The organism is Thiocapsa rosea (genome assembly GCF_003634315.1).
GTDB classification, from domain to species: Bacteria; Pseudomonadota; Gammaproteobacteria; order Chromatiales; family Chromatiaceae; genus Thiocapsa; species Thiocapsa rosea.
This window is the reverse complement of record NZ_RBXL01000001.1, coordinates 1966886-1983567: the sequence shown is the minus strand read 5'-3', so window position 1 is coordinate 1983567 and position 16682 is coordinate 1966886. Positions and strand designations below refer to the sequence as shown.

The window sequence follows — 16682 nt, the reverse complement described above, 5'->3', positions numbered from 1 at the left end:
CGTCATGCTGACCTATCAAATCACCTCGACGGTGCTCGGCATCGCGCTTGCCGTGGTGATCCTTTGGCTGGTGAGGCGCGACCACCTTCACGGCCCCTATGCAATGTGGTGGGTCGGCGCGGCCTTGGCCGTGGCGGTTTTGGGATCCTTCCCGCGCGTGTTCGATGTCCTGGCCGGCTATCTCGGGGTCAGTTATCCGCCGATTCTGGCCCTGATCCTGGCCTTCGCCCTGCTCATGATCAAGATCCTGACGATGGACCTGGAGCGCTCTCGGCAAGAGCGGCACATCCGCCGGTTGGCGCAGCGCTTGGCGATGCTCGAGGCCCGGCATCCGCCGGCATGCGACGGCCGCCCGGCCCCCGATCCACGCGGCGAGGCGGATCCGGACGAGATCGGCTGACCGCGATGCGTGTTTTACATGTCGGCAAGTTCCACCCCCCGTTCGCGGGCGGCATGGAGAACTTCATCGCGGATCTGTTGCCGGCCCTCGAGGCGCAAGGGGTTTGCTCGGCGGTGCTGGTTCATGACGAGGGCCGCGCCGGGGGGCACTCCCCGGACGCCTCCCGCATCTATCGCGCGCGCAGCTATGGGCGGGTGCTCTACGCGCCCGTGAGTCCGTCGTTTCCGTTCCGGCTGCACCGGGCAATCCGGGACTTTCGGCCCGATCTGCTGCATCTGCATCTGCCCAATACCTCGGCGTTCTGGGCCATGTCGGTACCCTCCGCGCGCGCGCTGCCCTGGGTTGTGCATTGGCACGCCGATGTGGTGACGCGCGGAGGGGATCCGAGACTCGACCGCGCCTACCGGCTCTATCGACCCTTCGAGCAGGCGCTCTTGGCCCGGAGCCACTTGATCATTGCGACCTCGCCGCCCTATTTGGAGGCGAGCCGAGCGCTCGCGCCTTGGCAGGCGCGTTGTCGCGTGATCCCTCTGGGCCTGGATGCCGGTCGCTTGGCGGACCCGGACCCCGCCATGCGCGAGGACGCCGACAGGCGTTGGGGCAAGGGGGTGTTTCGTGTGCTTGCGGTCGGGCGGCTGGCTCGATACAAGGGCTTCGACCGGTTGATCGAGGCCGCTGCGGCGCTTCCTGGCTGTCGGATCCTGATCGTGGGCGCGGGCGATCAAGAACCTCGGCTGTCGGCCCGTCTTCAGGAGCTCGGGCTCGGCGCACGGGTAGAGCTGATGGGTTTTCGCTCGGACGCGGAGATGCATGGACTGCTCGCGACCTGCGATGTCCTCTGTCTGCCGTCCCTGGAACGCGCGGAGGCGTTCGGGCTGGTGCTGCTGGAAGCGATGCGTTTCGCCAAGCCGGTTGTGGCGAGCGACATCCCCGGATCGGGTGTCGGATGGGTGGTGCGCGAGGCAGGGCACGGGCTGACCACGGCCCCGGGGGATGCGGAACGGTTGGCGGCTGCGTTGAGGGCGTTGCAGCTGGACCCGGGAAGGCGCCGGCAACTCGGCGACGCGGGTGCCGCCGCGCTGCGGATACGGTTCGGTATTGCGTCGACTGCTCGAGCGATCGCGGAGCTCTATCGGTTGCCTGAGCTCGAGGCAGCGAGCCCGGCGGAGATCGGGGGCCGCTAGCCCCTGCGAGAGGCATCCGGCGGGGTACCCGTCTCCCCCTCAGCCTGTTCCGGGGGATTGAACGCCCCGCCCGTCAATGGTCCCAAGATGCTCCGAAACTGGAACATCCAGAGCATGATGGGCGCCACGGGGGGAAGGATCAGGTAGCCGAGCTGGTAGGCCAACGCGAGGGCGTTCTCGCCGAATCCATCGAGGGCCAGATACGCGCGGCCCTCTGCCCCCAAGCCGAAGGCGATCACCTTGAGGATTTCCGCCCCGATCCCGAACACCTGCACCAGGATCAGGACAAGGGCGCCGACCAGCCAGGCGAGGATTTTGTCGCGCTCGGTCTCGGGTGCGGCCAACACCAAGGCCGTGTAGAGCGGCAGGGAATAGCCGTACTTGAGCGGGTTGGTCTTGAACAGGATCTCGCCGACCTCGCCGGGGGAGGCACCGGCCTGTTGCGTCGCAATCAGGGTCTCGACCACGAGATGGTTGCCGGCTGCGCCCACGCCGGAGATCACGGACGGAAGCATGAGGGTCATGACGCCATCGAGCATCCAGGCGATGGGCATGACCAGGATGATGGATGAAAAATACCAGGCGCCGAAGCAGACGGGGAGCCATAGAAAGAGGCTCAACGAGAACCGGCCGATCGGCGTCATGCGCATCATGGCTCAAGCCGGGGCATGGACAGACGCACGAGATGACCGGACCGACAGCCATCTGAGCCAAAAGAGGAAGACCAGCAAGACATCAAGCATGATCAATGCCTGCCAGATGTAGAGGTGCGCCCACTCGAACAACACCTTGCTCCACTGGCCGATGTAGAAAAGACTGATGATGCGAACCAAATTCAACGCCTGGACCGTCAGTAAACCGACGCCGATACCGACCAGCCTTTGGCCCCAAGTCGCAGGATAGGCCAGCATGGCCGCAACCAAGATAATGCCTGCTTCGACACCGTTGCAGCCGGCCTCGATCGAGACGGCGAAACCCGACGCCTGGTCCCAGATGACCTTGCCGTGGGCACGCACGTTGTCGTCGAACAGCTGCATCAGCCAGGCGCTCACGGCGGCAATCCCGGATGTAAACGGAAGCACCACGAAGGTCTGGACCACCGGGAGGAGCTCGGCGGTAAAGAGCACCGCAACGATCAGCACGAAGACGACAAAAAAGCGAACCATCGCAGAGTCTCTATTGTTTTTGCATCGTTCCTTGGCACGCAAGGGGCTGCAATACGCGGCCGCTCGCTTCGAATCAGTCGGCCAGCGCCTCGACAGCCTCGCACAAAAAATGCCCGAGAATCAAATGAAGCTCCTGGATCCTCGGCGTCTCGCGCGACGGAACCGAGAGCAGGAGATCCGCCGGCGCGACGAGATCGGCATGTCGCGCACCGGTCAGGAGCACGCTGACGACCCGACACTCGGCGGCGGCTTCGAGGACCCGGACGATATTGGGCGACCGACCGCTGGTGGAGAGCGCCCAGAGCACGTCGCCTGGCCGGGCCAGCGCTGCGAGCGGGCGCGAGAAGATCTCGGCGAAGGAGAAATCGTTGGCGACGGCGGTCAAGGCGCTGGTGTCGAAGCCCAGCGCAACGGCCGGGATGGGGCGGCGTGTCTTGTTGAGGAAGGGGCCGATCAGCTCGCCGCTGAGGTGGGTGGCCTCGCCGGCGCTGCCGCCGTTGCCGCAGATGAAGAGCGTGCCGCCGTTGCGGATGGACTCGGCGGTGCGCACTGCAGCATCGACCGTGGCGGACAGCAGTTCGGCGTCGCCCCGGACGGCCTCGACGAGGGCTGCGGTGGCGCCGAGCCGGTCGGCGAGCATGGCGGAAAGGTCCTGATGTGAGCGCTGTTCGATGTCGTTCATGGGGGCTCAGTCGACGGCGTCGGCGGTGGACACCGGCATTTCGATGAAGGGCACCGACACAAAACAATGGATGACGATGTCTCGGGATGCGGACCTGCAATCCCGCTCAATGGGTTCGGATGCGTCCAACGCTGCGCCCCGGGGCGTCCGATTCCGAGCAGGCACGGGGGCGTGCCGCGTGACGCCGCCTCCCGCCTAAAGCAGTTTCACGAGGGCCGCGATCAAGGCCACCTGGCCGAGCATCAAGGGGACGATCCATTTGAGGAGATCGACCTTGGTGCGTGCCAGCTCGGTGCGCAAACGCTCGATATCGAGCTTTAGATCGGATCGAACCTGCTCGATTTCCTTTTGCAGACGAAGCTCCGACTGATGCAGCTCGGCACGGATCTGCTCGATGTCGGCCTTCAGTTCGGCACGGACCTGCTCGATCTCCCTCTGCAGACGCAGCTCCGACTCACGCACATGGCCTTGGGTGGCGAGATCCCGCAAGTGCGGATAGCGCTCTTCCAGACGCTCGAAAGCCTCGGCGATCACACGCGCACGTGTGCGATCATCCGGTGCGGTGGTCAAGGCTTCGTAAAGGGCGACGCTGGAACTCATGGGTGTAATGTGCCACCACGCGCGAACGCGAACAAGGTCCGCGTCGGACTAAAGTCCAACCCTGATTCGGGACTGGCTAAGGCGCACACAAAAAAACCGGACGCCTTGCGGCGTCCTGTCAATGGCGAGCCGACTCGGGGCACAAGGCCCGGTTGGCTTCGTTGTTTGAACACTTTGCTCTCGTCAACTCCCACGACGTGGGCCGCGTGAAGCAGGCCCAGGTCTTGGCCGTGGTCTTTTTGTCATAGACCGAGTCGACGACACATGTCCAGTTCTCCTCGTCTACAAACGTGTTGTCCATCCAGCATCTCGAAGGTCAGCATTTCGCTCCGGGGGCGGTTTCCTGGGCCGACATTCGGGATTCCGTCGACCGTTCCGCGCCCTTCGCCCCCACGATCGGGTAGTATCCTTTGGCGTCGTCTCGGCTGCTCGATGCGCTGAGATGAGGGTAGAGACTGCCCCCCTCGCGGTCAAAACAGAATTTTGGCCTGCTTTCATAAATTTGTCTTATCGGGCCGTTCTGATGACCCCTGAATCGGCAGCAAGAAGCATCGACAGAGCACAGCAGATGAATCGACCACCCGTTTGGTTGACGACCGGCGCGGCCTGCGGGTTCGTCACGGTCGCCTTGGGGGCCTTCGGGGCACACGGTCTGCGTGACCTCGTGAGCCCGGAGCGACTTGCGAACTGGGCCACCGCAACAGACTATTTGGGCCTTCACGCGCTTGCGATCCTGGCCTGTGGGCTGTGGCTGCTGCAGCGGCCCGATGATGGGCTCGTCCACCGGGCCGCCGCGGCCTTCCTGGTCGGCATCCTGCTCTTCAGCGGCAGTCTTTTTGCGCTCGTGCTGACGGATCAGCGTGCGATCGGGATGATCACCCCGATCGGCGGCGTGCTCCTCCTTGCAGGTTGGGCGCTGCTCGTCGCCGGCGCCTGGCGTGTCCGGGGACGCAGTCGCGCGGACTCCGGGTCCGGAGCGGATTGACGTCTCGCCGATGCGAATCCCGCGCGTTTATGTCGACCTGCCCTTGGAGCCCGGCGCGAGCCTGGAGCTGCCGTCGGAGCAATCCCGTCACCTCGTCCAAGTCCTGCGCCTGCCGCCCGACGCACCCTTAGTGTTGTTCAACGGCGACGGATCCGACTATCCGGCGCATCTGATCCGAACCGGCCGCGGCGGGTCGAGTGTCCGGGTCGGCACTCCCGGCGCGCCGGAGCCGATGGCACCGTTGGACATCCACCTCGCGCTCGGCGTCTCAAAAGGCGAGCGGATGGACTACGCGCTGCAGAAGTCCGTCGAGCTCGGTGTGGGCCGCGTCACGCCGCTGTTTACCGAGCGCAGCCAGGTCCACCTGAGCGGGCCGAGACTCGAACGTCGCATGGATCATTGGCGCGGTATCCTCATTGGCGCCTGCGAGCAGTCGGGGCGCCGACGGCTGCCGGATCTCGCCCCTGCGGCATCCTATTCGGATTGGTTGTGCAACCACGCGGGCGGCGGACTGCTGCTCGACCCCGAGGCGGCTAGGCCCTTGACCGCCTTGCCTGCGCCGGGAGCGACGGTCACCCTGCTGATCGGCCCGGAAGGCGGGCTCAGCCCGCGCGAACGTGCGAGTGTGCGCGACCGCGGTTTCGAGGGGGTGCGACTGGGGCCTCGGATCCTGCGGACCGAAACGGCCCCGCTCGCCGCCATCGCCGTCATCCAAGCGCTCTGGGGGGATCTGGGCGCCTAGGGCGGGCGCGACTTTTTAGGCGATTTGATTCGGTGCCCAACGTACTTCCAACGCGTGACTTAAACCGCGTCCCTACCACCATGCCGACGCACACCTCCGACGCTGCGATTCGCGACGCCGCACGACCGCGCCGCCGCGCGACGCAGAGCGTCGGGTCTACACTCCCACGCGGAGCGTGGGAGCGAGTTGCCGATTATGACAACGACAACGAGTAGAGCCTTCGACCACTTTTCATGGTTCCGGCTCGGCCGGTACTTCCTTTTCCGAAAATCACTTAAACCGCGCCAGCTCCAGCGGTCGTTACGTCTGCCGCGGCCGATCTCATCTAGAAACATCGCATATCGCCCCGGGCGCGGTTTAATCCGGCGATTCCAGATTCAGCTTGACCATGGCGTCCAAGACGCCCTCGAGGAGTTTGGCTTGTCGCGCCCGCGGCTCGGCCGACGCCTGTCGATCGGCGATCAATCCGCGCCTGACGCTCTCCAGATCATCGAGGATCTCGCCCACGCGACCGCAAAACGCGCGCTGCCCCAATGCCCCGTCCATGTCGTCCACGCCTTCTCGGCTCGGCCCTTTGCCGGGGTGTGGATCGCTCGCGAGACGATCGACAAGATCGCGTAGACGCGCCAACCCAAGATCGAGTGCGTCCAAGCCGGAGACCAGTTGTGCATGGGTGATGTCCAACTCGGCGCCACAGCGCGCGATCTCGACGATCTGCTCCAGCAAAGATACCGCCGCCGGGATCGGAGCCGCCTCGGGTGTCGACGGTGTCGACGGGGTGCGCGCAGGATCGGCCACTGGACCCTCCGAAGGCTCCGCCGACGGGTCGAGGAGCGCGGAGAACGCCTGGTCAAGCTCATCGCCGAGGGACTCCTCCGAGAGCGCGAGCAAATCGCCTGAATCTGTGGCGTGTGAGTCGTCGACATCGGGCAGCACCCATTCGCCCGGCGCGTGCGGAGCGGCCTCGAAGGTGTCGAGCAGATCCTCGATGGGGATCTGCGGGGCATCGCCCGCCGCCGTGAAACCGTCCAAGGGAACCAATGCCGACACGCCGTCGACCGCGAGGTGCATGTCCGTCACCGCCCCGGCGATCTGCCCGGCACGTGCCACCAGGGCCTTGACGACGTTGGCGCGATCCTCGGCCTCACCGTGCACCAGCGCGGGAAGCTGATCCAGCACCTCGGCGACAAAGCTTGTTGCCGCAGGATCGCGCGTCGGCTGTGCCGTCACCCGGACCAGGAGCCCTTCGACCGCGTCGGCGACCTCCGCAACCCACCGAACACCGACGAGCAAACCGCTGTTCTTGATGACGGAGAAATTGCGTTTGAGTCCGGTCACGGCCGAGGTGTCCCGACGGTCGAGCGACCATCGAGCCAGCCGTTCCCGAGCGGAGGCAATCTCTTCGTCGATCTCCTCGAGAAAGATCTCCATGAGCTCCGGTGCAATCCGCTCCTGCGCGGGGGTCGGGGCAAGCGTGGGACTCGGCACGTCCGCGGACATGCCTTTCGGCGGATCGGGCGGCATGGGCGGCGCCGACATCTGCTCGTTCACCCGCGTGAACGCGATCAGCGCCTGCTCGGCACACCCCGTCGGGACCGACACCGCACGATCTGCAGCCAAGCCGGCGCCGATCTCTCGTCCCAAGCAGGCCAGCGCCTCGGCCAGCGCCTCAGCCAGCGTCTCGCGACCGACATCGACCGAGCGCGCATCGCGGACCCTGTCGTGTCGACGCACCCGGTCCTCGCAGGCTGCCGCGAGATCCGCAGCCTCGGCCAGCCCGAGCAGGCGCAGAACGCCTGCGATGCGGGCGAGCATTGCCCCGACCGCATCCGAGCGCATCGACAGGTCCTCGATGTCCGGGCCGAACAGCAGCTCGGTCAGCCCGAGAAGCTCGCGCTCCAGCTCGCCCAAGGTGGCGCATGTCAACTCCGCCGGATCCATCCCGGGACCGAGCGAAGGCGCTGCGGCGACGACACCTTCATCCACCCACGCTTGCAGGATCGACTCCAAGGCGAGCAGGTCGGCGGCCAGGACCTCCAGGCGAATCGACTGCTCGGTCGCCTCCGCGGACACGAGCGCCTTCACCTGGTCGGCGATCGCGGCCAGACGCGGCGCAAGCCGACAGGCATCGGTCGGATCCAGAACACCGACGACCTCGTGGAGTGCCGCGTAGGCGGCATCGAGCGCCGCCGGATCGACGAAAGCGCCACGGTCGATCAGCTCGAGCAGCTCCTCGAGGGCGACGAATTCGGCAAGTCTCCCGCCGATGCGCTCGGCGTCATCCTCCGGGGATGGCGCAGGTCGATCGCGACGCGGGCGTTGCGCAAGCCGGATCGCTTCGGAGGAGCGGTAGACGGCAGCCAGCTCGACCACCCGGCGGTCTCCCGGCTCCAAGCCCCCCAGGACATCCAACAGCCGGTCGATCAGCGCTCGGGCCTCGACCTCCGGCCACACAGGCGGTTGCTGCGCAAGTGGCTTCAAGACCCGATCGAGCTGCCCCATCAAAGAGCGCATACCCGCATCGCAGGCCAATCGCCCGTCACGCAGCGCCGCCGCGAAGATCTCGGCCAGACCGAAGAGGTCGGCCAGAACGCCCGTACCCAGGCCGGCATTCAGCTTTCGAAACAGCACCTCGAGGCGCATCAATCCGCGCGGATCCGTCGCGTCTCGATACCAGTCGACCAGGCCGCGATGAAACCTCGGACGCACCCGCCGCATCACCTCGGCGAGCGTCTGCAGGTTCGGCGTCGCGCGAGGCGTCTCGGCGTCAAGCGCGACGGAGGCGCGCGGATCAGACATCGCAAAGTGCCCCGGCAACGGCGTTCAACAGCTCGTCGGCGGTGAAGGGCCTTGAGAGACAAGACCGCGCCCCGACCAAATGTGCCCGAACGCGGGCGTAAAGCCCGCCGCAATCCGAGAGGATGATGACGGGCAGGTCCGCAAACCCGGGGGCTCGCTTCACCAGAGCGCAGGTCTGGAAGCCGTCCAGCCGCGGCATCCCGCTATCGAGGAGCAGAAGGTCGGGATTCACCGCGAACACCATTCCGAGCGCATCGAAACCGTCGAGCGCAACCTCGACGCGGTAACCATGATCGCGCAGGAGCTTGGCGGCAAAGCGACGCGCCACCGGACTGTCGTCCGCAATGAGAATACCGGCATCACCTCGGGCGACGCGCCCGGGGCGCGACGCATCGGGCGAGGGATCTAGCAGCAGATCCGATACAGGCGAATCGGACGGAGCCGGAACGCTCGTCATCATCCCTGACAAGCCCCCGGCCACTGCAGTACACTCGCGCGCATGTACATTGATCTCGGCGTCGTGATGGATCCGATCGGGTCCATCAACATCAAGAAGGACAGTACCTTCGCCATGCTGTTGGCTGCGCAGAGGCGCGGCTGGCCGCTGTGGTACATGGAGGTCGCGGATCTGTCGTCGCGCGACGGGCTCACCTTGGCACGGATGCGTCCGCTCGAGGTCATGGACGATCCAGCGGGCTGGTATCGTCTCGGGGCCGAGATCGAGCGCCCGCTCGAGACGCTCGGCGCGGTGTTGATGCGCAAGGACCCGCCGTTCGACATCGAATATATCTTCACGACCTATCTCCTCGAGCAGGCCCACGCGGCCGGCTGTTTGGTCGTCAATCACCCGCGCAGCCTGCGCGACGCCAATGAAAAGGTCTTCACCGCGGCCTTTCCTCAGTGTACACCGCCCACCCTGATCACGCGCCGCGCCGGTGCGATTCGGGACTTCCATCGCGAGTACGGCGACATCATCCTCAAGCCGCTCGACGGCATGGGCGGAGCCTCGGTGTTTCGCGTACGCGAGGACGACCCGAACCTAAGCGTCATCATCGAGGCTTTGACACTGCACGGCCGACGTTTCTGCATGGCGCAGCGCTTCATCCAAGAGATCCGCGACGGCGATAAACGCATCCTGATGGTGGACGGCGAGCCCGCACCTTACAGTCTTGCGCGCATCCCGGCGCCGGGCGAGACCCGCGGTAACCTCGCGGCGGGAGCCTCCGCCGAGGCGCGCCCCTTGACCGAGCGGGATCGCTGGATCGCCGCACAGGTCGGCCCGGAATTACGGGCTCGCGAGATCCTCTTCGCCGGTCTGGACGTGATCGGGGATTACTTGACCGAGGTCAATGTGACCAGCCCGACCTGTATCCGCGAGATCGATGCCGCCTACGGCACCGACATCGCGGGTGATCTGATGGACGCGATTCAGGCCCGAGTCATGCTTCGCACCTAAACCGCGCCCGGTGCGGTATGCGTCATGTATCGGAATGGCTTGGCCGCGCCTGCTCCGACGACTGTCGGAGCCGGCGCGGCTTAAAGTGTTAAAAAGATTAAATTTCAAACCGCGCCTCACCGAGATAGAGGATATCCACAAAGCCAAACGCAACGTGAAAATGACGCATTTCGCTCTCGACGCGGTTTATTGCCCACCGGTCATCCGACTCGCTCGGCCTCGCGAGCGAACGCGACCGGCAACCCATTCCCGGAGGTGTCCGTGCTGTATTCATCCTCCCGCCTCGCCTCGCCTCGGCGCGCGCATCGATTGTGTGCAATCGCCGCTGCCCTCTTCGGACTCGCCGCCTGCGGACAAGAGACCCCGGTCACCACCATCCGTTTCGACGCCTTCGGAGGTCAGGTCGACCTGAGCCTGGTCAGCGTCGACCGGCATCAGGCCCAACAGGCGGCGTCCCTGGTCCAGCAGGACTTCGCCTTCCTGCAGGACGCATGGCATTCCTGGCAACCCGGTCCGATGGGACGGGTCAATCAGATGCTGGTGACCGAGGAGCCGTTCGTGGCCCCCCCGTCGACCATGCCGTTGGTCCGCCTGAGCAAGGACTTCGAGGAAAAAAGCGGCGGACTCTTCAATCCCGCCATCGGCTATTTGATGGATCTCTGGGGGTTCCATGCCGGCGCGGTACGCAGCCGCCCGCCGCCGCCCGAACAAATCAAGCGATTGGTCGCGGCAGCGCCCAGTATGCGCCAGATCGATATCGAGGGGCTTGAGCTGCACGGGCACAACCCGGCCATCAAGCTGGATTTCGACAGCATCGCCAAGAGCCATGCCATGGATCTCGCCATCGAGCACCTGCGCGAACTCGGGATCAAAAGTGCACTGATCAAGGCCGGCGGCGAGGTCCGCGTGATCGGCGATCGCAGCGGCCAGCCCTGGCGGATCACGATTGCCCGACCCAGCGGCTCGGGAGTGCTCGCCATCGTGCCGATGCGCGGCGACGAGAGCCTCGTCACCAAGGCCGACTACGACCGGAACTTCGTGTTCAAGGGCGAGATCTATCATGCGATCATCGATCCGCGAACCGGCTCGCCCGCGCGCGGCACCCGCTCGGTGACCGTCCTTCATCGGGATGCGACCACCGCGGCCGCGGCGGCCACCGCCATGTTCGTTGCTGGGCCGACCGACTGGGAGGCGGTGGCGCGCGCGATGGATATCCGCTATGTCCTTCTCGTCGATGCCGAAGGCACCCTGCACATGAACCAAGCGATGGCCGATCGGATCGAATTGGTCGACACCGGCGCTCGGGTCGCGCCGGGAATGCAGTCGAGCGAGGAGCAGGGTGCGACTGAACCTTGATGAGTGCGTAGGATGGGTCGAGCGTCAGCGAAACCCATCCTCCAAACCGCCGTGTTCTCGGGTTTCGGTCTGATGCCGTTGGCGCGGGCTGGATGGGTTTCGCTTCGCTTTACCCATCCTACGTGTTTCGGTTGATTGTGAACCGCTCCCGGGGGACGGACCGACGTGTCGCGGCGACTTAAACCGCGTCCCCGTTAAGGGTGGTTGATGCACCAGACGCCGAACTCACTCGAAAGTGAGCATCTCGCTCTGGACGCGGTTTAGCGTCAGCACAACGGGGATGGAATTTCCGGAGATCGATCCTCACTCATGCCCAGTTGGTCGCCAGAACCGCAGATTCCAAGCGCGCTCGTCGCAACGCCCGGTCACGACTCCTCGGGCTTGACCCTCACGATGGCCCTGTTGGCGGCCACGCTGCTTCATGTCGGTGCGATTACCCTCGTCTCCTTCGAGCCACCCCGGCGCGAGGCGAGCGGCGTCGCGGAATCGGCGCTGGAGATCTTGATCTTGCGTGACGCCGGTCGGGGTGCGGCAGCCCCGGACGCAGCCCTGTCGCAAATCGATCGGTCCGGCGCATCATCCAGCGGCAATGCGGTCTACGACGACCCGATCGCGATCGTCTCGGAAGACATCGAGGCGACCGAGCCTCCGACACCCATCCCCGAGACGCGAATCGAGTCGGTCCAGGAGTCGCCTGTCGAGGCGGAGGCAGAGCCCGACACATCGGCCGACCCAGACCCGGCCGTCACGGAACCACCCCCGAGCACGCTCGATGCAGGTGCCGTCGCTCCGCCTCTTGAGCCGATCGGTGTCGAGACCATTCCTCCGGACCCGACTGCGACAGCCGAGCCGCCTGCGCCGGACCTCGAAACGCTCGCACGCTTGGAGCCTGCGCCCGAACCTGCGCCCGAGGTTCAACCCGAGCCGCCCCCTCCTCCCGACCCGATGGCCGCCCGTGAGATGCCAGCCCGGGACACGCCGGTCGACGCGGCGGCGATCCTCGCCAGTCGCGGCGAGGAGATCGATCGCCTCACGGCCAACCTCCAGGCCAAGACCGCCGCCTACGCAAGCCGAGTCCGGCGCAAGTCGGTGAGCGCGAGCACGCGGGAGTTTCGCTATGCGAGCTATCTGGGCGCCTGGGCGCGCAAGGTGGAGCGCATCGGCAACCTCAACTACCCGCAAGCGGCTCGGGATCAACGCATGTTCGGCAGCCTGATCCTGCATGTCGCCGTGCGCGCGGACGGCAGCGTGGAGCAGATTCGGGTCGTGCGCTCGTCGGGTTACGACCTGCTCGACGAGGCCGCCGTGCGGATCGTGGAGCTTGCAGCGCCCTACTCCCCCTTCCCGCCCGACATCGCCGCGGAGACGGACGTGCTGGATATCGTGCGGACCTGGCAGTTTTTGCGCGGCGGGGGGTTGGGGTGGGAGCAGTAAGCAGCGGCAGCCGCTAAACCGCGTCCAGAGCGAGATGCTCGTTTTCGAGTGAGCTCGGCGTTTGGTGCATCCACCGCCCTTAGCGGGGACGCGGTTTAACATCGTCTCTTTTTTGATCGCTTAAACCGCGCCGGCTCCAGCGGTCGTCAACTCCGCCTGGGCCGATCCCATCCAAAAACATCGCATACCGCGTGGGGCGCGGTTTAAGGCGCCGGGGATCGAGATGACCGCCCGAGACCAGGCCAAAAAAACCGCCGGCCCCTTGCGGAACCGGCGGCGTGTCTACGGACGGAGAGGATCAGCCGCGCCGACGCCGTTGATGCCAACCCGCAAGCAGGCCGAGCAGACCGGTCATCGCCAAGAGGCCGTAGGCGCTCATGGTCGGGATGGCGGTTCCGACGGGCGGAGGCAGAGCGTCGAAGGTCACAACCACATCGCCTTCAATCGCGACAATGGCCGCCGGTGCGAACCCATTCGCCGGCGGGAGATCGGGGTCGGTATAGGCGACCGCGCTGTAGGTGACGCTTTCGACGACCGTGTTGGTGACGCTGAAGGTCGCAACACCGTTGATCAAGGAGGCCGTCGCGGAGGTGCCGGGCGCGGGCGTGAATAGCCCGATTGTTTTCGTAGCAACGAGCGGGGTAATCACGGTGGTCGCGCTGTCCGCGCTCAGGACAACCGAGCCGGAGAGCGGATTCTCGTCCCCGTCCACAACAGTGACCGCAATCGTCGCCGAGGATGTGCCGTCGGCAGGCACATTGACCGGGTCCTGCCCGCCGTCGACGGTGATGCCGGAGAGTGCCTGGTCGGGCTCGGAGACCGTGAAGGTCAAGGTGACCCGACCAGCGGCGCCCGCGCCGCCCGTTCGGGTACCCTCGCTTTGGGAAGTGCGGGATCCGCCGCCCGCGCCGCCGGGCGCGCTGCCTGCATTGCCGTTGGCGGTTCCACCGAGGTTGGTAATCGCGGCCCCGCCTGCCCCGCCGGTGGCATCGCCGCCTTTACCGCCGCTGCCCGAGCTGATGCCTGTACCGGTCGCACCCACTGCTCCATTCACCCCGGGCGCAGTGGAGTCACCGATGTTTGCTGATCCACCGGCGCCACCTGCTACCGGTGTTGGACCCCCACTGACGTTGCGGGTACCACCGGCCCCCCCTTTAGCCAGGATCTCACCCTCGTAACCCTCAATCGTCGAGTCACCGCCGTTCCCACCGTTCGCCGCAAGGGACCCTGCCCCGCCGGCCCCGACGATGACGTTCAAGGTCTCACCGGGCGTGACAGCAATTACAGACTGCGCATAACCGCCACCGCCGCCGCCGCCGCCGCCTCTTGCCTGAAGAGTTGGGGCGTTACCCGAGCCCCCGCCGGCACCGCCACCGCCCCAGGCATCGACCGTAACCTCAAACACATTGGCAGGAACCGTACAGGATCCGGCTGCGGCGACACCAACGGCGCAGTCGGCAGACAGCGCCACGCCGGGTAAGAAAAATGACGGCGCTAACAGCAGTCCGGTCAAAGGAAGGGCCAAACGAGTTCGCATGAGCAATGACTCCCTGTTTAATGTTGACGAGCGCGTGACGCTACCGAGATATCCGCACGAAAGCGGTCAAAAAACAGCGTCTTTATGGACTGGATCCGACGCGAATCCCCGGAATCGCCCGGAATATCGACTATCGCAACTTAACCCGGGCCACCCCGAGCCTGAATTTCTTTAATCAACCGATCTGGACACCCAAGCAGACCCCACATCCAAGCCAACGGTCCGCTAACAACGATTCGTCTGCGACAGCAACCCCGGCGGCAAACAGTCGCGTCGTCAAACGCGGATGTCGCAAACGCGCAACGTTGCACACTTGCCGCGAAGCCTAGCCGACGCGTGCCCGAATTTCAACTTCAGGGACGCAGAAAATACCGCATTTCAATCGATCGCGAGGCGGATAGATCTCGATGCCCTATGCACCTGCAGTATTACAGCAGCTTGCCTGCGGCGATGATCAGGGCGGCAATGGTGGTGATGAAGCCGATCAACCACAGAAAATGGCGGTCATTGCGCTTGATCATCTCGTCGAATCGACGGTCGACCTGCTCGAAACGTCGCTCGACTTGCTCAAAGCGTTTATCGATTTGCTCGAAGCGCTTGTCGGCCTGTTCAAAGCGTCTTTCGACCTGCTCGAACCCCTGGCGCATCAGCTCGCGCTGATGCTTGAGCTCTTCCTCAACCCTCACCATGCGCTCGCGCAGCTCGATCTCATACACCGCGGGCGGCTTGCCGAGCGAGACCTCGACGAGCCACTCGCCGAGATGCTCCTTGATGAAGGCGATATCTTCTTTGGCTAAGGCCATGAACCGAACCTCCTCGGGGCTTAAACCGCGCTCGGTGCGGTATGCGTAGTGTGTTGGATCGGCTTGACCGCGCCGGCCCCGACGACCGCCGGAGCTGACGCGACTTAAACTATTGAAAAAAATTAAATTTAAACCGCGTCTCGCCAAGATCAAGGAAGTCTCCGGCGCGAAACACACAATGAAAATGACGCATTTCGCTCTGGACGCGGTTTAACTCCCCATCGACGCACCGGCTCGATGCGTGCAGGCTCGCAGGAGAGCGCCGATGTTTCTTGGAACCCGCGGACTCCCGAGCCGATAAACACGGATTGTTGCGCAACCCTACCCCGGAGATCCGGTTGCCGCAAGCACACGCTTGGGCTTGCTTGAGATCTCCCTGACCGGGATACTAATGCTATGTCGTTCAGCACCTCGCTCACCAACCATTTCCTGATCGCGATGCCGGGTCTTCAGGATCCGAATTTCTCGCGAACGGTGACCTATGTCTGCGAGCACACCGATCAGGGCGCCATGGGCATCGTGATCAACCGCCCGCTCGATGTCCGGCTCGGGGAGCTTCTGGACCAGCTCGAGATCGTCGCGTTGCGCCCGAGCGTGGAGCAGATCCCGGTCTACCAGGGTGGACCTGTCCAGACCGACCGGGGTTTCGTGCTGCACACCTCCGGGCCGACCTTCGACTCGACCCTGAGCATCACATCGGATATCAGCGTCACCACGTCGCGCGACGTCCTCGAGGCCATCGCTTCGGGCGAAGGTCCGGAGCAGACCCTGGTCGCCTTGGGTTATGCCGGCTGGGGCAGCGGTCAGTTGGAGCAGGAGATGAGTGCCAACGCCTGGCTGAGCGGTCCGGCCAGTCACGAGATCATCTTTCGGATGGATCCGAGTGCCCGCTGGCTCGCCGCGGCACAACTGCTGGGGGTCGACCTCAACCTGCTCAGCGGCGAAGCCGGGCACGCGTAGATCGGGTCCGGACGGCCACCCATCGGATCGAGCACGTTCGAGCACCGCATGACCACCCTACTGGGCTTCGACTTCGGTCCGCGCAAGATCGGTATCGCGGTCGGCCAGACCATCACAGGCTCGGCCACGCCCCTCGCGACGCTGCGCAGCCGCAACGACAAGCCGGATTGGGACGGTATCGCTGCCTTGGTGCGCGAGTGGCAACCCGAGGCATTCGTCTTGGGGCTGCCCTTTACCATGGACGACAAGGAGGTCGATTGGTCCGCTCAGGTCCATCGGTTCGGGCGCCAGCTCGAAGGACGTTTCCGGCTCGCGGTGCATCTCATCGACGAGCGCTTGACCTCGATCGAGGCGCGACGGCAGCTCGCACAGACCCCGCGCGGACGCTCCGCGGACCGGGATGCGGTCGATGCCGTTGCCGCCGCCCTGATCCTGGAAACCTGGCTGTGCGAGCATGACGCTGGGTCGAGTAGAAACACGTAGGATGGGTAGAGCGAAGCGAAACCCATCCAGCCCGCGCCAAAGGCATCGGACCGAAACCGGAGAACACTGCGGTTTGGAGGATGGGTTTCGCTGAC

At 65.0% G+C, this 16682-nt stretch carries 17 protein-coding genes; 9 read left to right on the top strand and 8 right to left on the bottom strand.

The features are described 5' to 3' along the window. Window positions 1-4: 4 nt before the first annotated feature. Window positions 5-400: a DUF2304 domain-containing protein gene (locus BDD21_RS08995; RefSeq protein WP_120796880.1), complete on the top strand. Its 396-nt coding sequence runs from the start codon at window positions 5-7 to the stop codon at window positions 398-400. Window positions 401-405: 5 nt separating this feature from the next. Then, a complete protein-coding gene (locus tag BDD21_RS08990; RefSeq protein ID WP_120796879.1) occupies window positions 406-1584 on the top strand; it encodes a glycosyltransferase in 1179 nt (392 codons plus the stop codon). On the opposite strand, the gene BDD21_RS08985 is transcribed toward BDD21_RS08990, so the two are convergent. From BDD21_RS08985 to BDD21_RS08965, 4 genes are all read right to left on the bottom strand, one after another. Further along, window positions 1581-2237: an exosortase H-associated membrane protein gene (locus BDD21_RS08985; protein WP_211335015.1), complete on the bottom strand. Its 657-nt coding sequence runs from the start codon at window positions 2235-2237 to the stop codon at window positions 1581-1583. The genes BDD21_RS08990 and BDD21_RS08985 overlap by 4 nt on opposite strands. 3 nt (window positions 2238-2240) lie before the next feature. Then, complete coding sequence (xrtH, locus tag BDD21_RS08980) at window positions 2241-2750, bottom strand: exosortase H (RefSeq protein ID WP_120796878.1); 510 nt, start codon at window positions 2748-2750, stop codon at window positions 2241-2243. Between the two features lie 73 nt (window positions 2751-2823). Continuing rightward, window positions 2824-3432, bottom strand: a complete 609-nt coding sequence (locus BDD21_RS08975; RefSeq protein WP_120796877.1) for a D-sedoheptulose-7-phosphate isomerase — start codon at window positions 3430-3432, stop codon at window positions 2824-2826. A 195-nt stretch (window positions 3433-3627) separates the two neighbouring features. Continuing rightward, window positions 3628-4032, bottom strand: a complete 405-nt coding sequence (locus BDD21_RS08965) for a coiled-coil domain-containing protein (protein WP_120796875.1) — start codon at window positions 4030-4032, stop codon at window positions 3628-3630. Between the two features lie 568 nt (window positions 4033-4600). On the opposite strand from BDD21_RS08965, the gene BDD21_RS08955 reads away from it, so the two are divergent. Both BDD21_RS08955 and BDD21_RS08950 read left to right on the top strand, forming a co-directional pair. Further along, entirely contained in the window at window positions 4601-5017 is a 417-nt protein-coding gene (locus BDD21_RS08955; RefSeq protein ID WP_120796873.1) for a DUF423 domain-containing protein, read from the top strand. A gap of 10 nt (window positions 5018-5027) precedes the next feature. After that, window positions 5028-5759, top strand: a complete 732-nt coding sequence (locus tag BDD21_RS08950; RefSeq protein WP_120796872.1) for a 16S rRNA (uracil(1498)-N(3))-methyltransferase — start codon at window positions 5028-5030, stop codon at window positions 5757-5759. Between the two features lie 357 nt (window positions 5760-6116). Here the strand turns inward: BDD21_RS08950 and BDD21_RS08945 are convergent, their stop codons facing one another. Together BDD21_RS08945 and BDD21_RS08940 are read right to left on the bottom strand one after the other, a co-directional pair. Further along, complete coding sequence (locus BDD21_RS08945) at window positions 6117-8558, bottom strand: FimL-related protein (protein WP_120796871.1); 2442 nt, start codon at window positions 8556-8558, stop codon at window positions 6117-6119. Then, complete coding sequence (locus BDD21_RS08940; protein WP_245969487.1) at window positions 8551-9018, bottom strand: response regulator; 468 nt, start codon at window positions 9016-9018, stop codon at window positions 8551-8553. The genes BDD21_RS08945 and BDD21_RS08940 overlap by 8 nt, the downstream gene beginning before the upstream one ends. 39 nt (window positions 9019-9057) lie before the next feature. On the opposite strand from BDD21_RS08940, the gene gshB reads away from it, so the two are divergent. The 3 genes from gshB (at window position 9058) to BDD21_RS08925 (ending at window position 12804) form a co-directional block, all read left to right on the top strand. Further along, entirely contained in the window at window positions 9058-10014 is a 957-nt protein-coding gene (gshB, locus tag BDD21_RS08935) for a glutathione synthase (protein ID WP_120796870.1), read from the top strand. 261 nt (window positions 10015-10275) lie between these two features. Continuing rightward, window positions 10276-11370, top strand: coding sequence for an FAD:protein FMN transferase (locus BDD21_RS08930; RefSeq protein ID WP_120799832.1), 1095 nt, complete (start codon window positions 10276-10278; stop codon window positions 11368-11370). 309 nt (window positions 11371-11679) lie between these two features. Next, complete coding sequence (locus tag BDD21_RS08925; protein ID WP_245969484.1) at window positions 11680-12804, top strand: energy transducer TonB; 1125 nt, start codon at window positions 11680-11682, stop codon at window positions 12802-12804. Window positions 12805-13102: 298 nt separating this feature from the next. Here the strand turns inward: BDD21_RS08925 and BDD21_RS29370 are convergent, their stop codons facing one another. Together BDD21_RS29370 and BDD21_RS08910 are read right to left on the bottom strand one after the other, a co-directional pair. Further along, on the bottom strand, window positions 13103-14341 hold the full coding sequence (locus BDD21_RS29370) for an IPTL-CTERM sorting domain-containing protein (protein WP_484421902.1): 1239 nt from the start codon (window positions 14339-14341) through the stop codon (window positions 13103-13105). A 428-nt stretch (window positions 14342-14769) separates the two neighbouring features. Continuing rightward, on the bottom strand, window positions 14770-15144 hold the full coding sequence (locus tag BDD21_RS08910) for a hypothetical protein (protein ID WP_120796867.1): 375 nt from the start codon (window positions 15142-15144) through the stop codon (window positions 14770-14772). Window positions 15145-15540: 396 nt separating this feature from the next. On the opposite strand from BDD21_RS08910, the gene BDD21_RS08905 reads away from it, so the two are divergent. Further along, window positions 15541-16104, top strand: a complete 564-nt coding sequence (locus BDD21_RS08905; protein WP_120796866.1) for a YqgE/AlgH family protein — start codon at window positions 15541-15543, stop codon at window positions 16102-16104. Between the two features lie 48 nt (window positions 16105-16152). Continuing rightward, entirely contained in the window at window positions 16153-16587 is a 435-nt protein-coding gene (ruvX, locus tag BDD21_RS08900) for a Holliday junction resolvase RuvX (RefSeq protein ID WP_120796865.1), read from the top strand. The last annotated feature ends 95 nt before the right edge of the window (window positions 16588-16682 follow it).

Excerpts from the sequence above, each read along its gene's own strand:
- BDD21_RS08995 (WP_120796880.1), top strand. The coding sequence starts at position 5 with ATGCTGACCTATCAAATCACCTCGACGGTGCTCGGCATCGCGCTTGCC.
- BDD21_RS08990 (WP_120796879.1), top strand. The coding sequence starts at position 406 with ATGCGTGTTTTACATGTCGGCAAGTTCCACCCCCCGTTCGCGGGCGGC.
- BDD21_RS08985 (WP_211335015.1), bottom strand. The coding sequence starts at position 2,237 with ATGATGCGCATGACGCCGATCGGCCGGTTCTCGTTGAGCCTCTTTCTA.
- xrtH (WP_120796878.1), bottom strand. The coding sequence starts at position 2,750 with ATGGTTCGCTTTTTTGTCGTCTTCGTGCTGATCGTTGCGGTGCTCTTT.
- BDD21_RS08975 (WP_120796877.1), bottom strand. The coding sequence starts at position 3,432 with ATGAACGACATCGAACAGCGCTCACATCAGGACCTTTCCGCCATGCTC.
- BDD21_RS08965 (WP_120796875.1), bottom strand. The coding sequence starts at position 4,032 with ATGAGTTCCAGCGTCGCCCTTTACGAAGCCTTGACCACCGCACCGGAT.
- BDD21_RS08955 (WP_120796873.1), top strand. The coding sequence starts at position 4,601 with ATGAATCGACCACCCGTTTGGTTGACGACCGGCGCGGCCTGCGGGTTC.
- BDD21_RS08950 (WP_120796872.1), top strand. The coding sequence starts at position 5,028 with ATGCGAATCCCGCGCGTTTATGTCGACCTGCCCTTGGAGCCCGGCGCG.
- BDD21_RS08945 (WP_120796871.1), bottom strand. The coding sequence starts at position 8,558 with ATGTCTGATCCGCGCGCCTCCGTCGCGCTTGACGCCGAGACGCCTCGC.
- BDD21_RS08940 (WP_245969487.1), bottom strand. The coding sequence starts at position 9,018 with ATGATGACGAGCGTTCCGGCTCCGTCCGATTCGCCTGTATCGGATCTG.
- gshB (WP_120796870.1), top strand. The coding sequence starts at position 9,058 with ATGTACATTGATCTCGGCGTCGTGATGGATCCGATCGGGTCCATCAAC.
- BDD21_RS08925 (WP_245969484.1), top strand. The coding sequence starts at position 11,680 with ATGCCCAGTTGGTCGCCAGAACCGCAGATTCCAAGCGCGCTCGTCGCA.
- BDD21_RS29370 (WP_484421902.1), bottom strand. The coding sequence starts at position 14,341 with ATGCGAACTCGTTTGGCCCTTCCTTTGACCGGACTGCTGTTAGCGCCG.
- BDD21_RS08910 (WP_120796867.1), bottom strand. The coding sequence starts at position 15,144 with ATGGCCTTAGCCAAAGAAGATATCGCCTTCATCAAGGAGCATCTCGGC.
- BDD21_RS08905 (WP_120796866.1), top strand. The coding sequence starts at position 15,541 with ATGTCGTTCAGCACCTCGCTCACCAACCATTTCCTGATCGCGATGCCG.
- ruvX (WP_120796865.1), top strand. The coding sequence starts at position 16,153 with ATGACCACCCTACTGGGCTTCGACTTCGGTCCGCGCAAGATCGGTATC.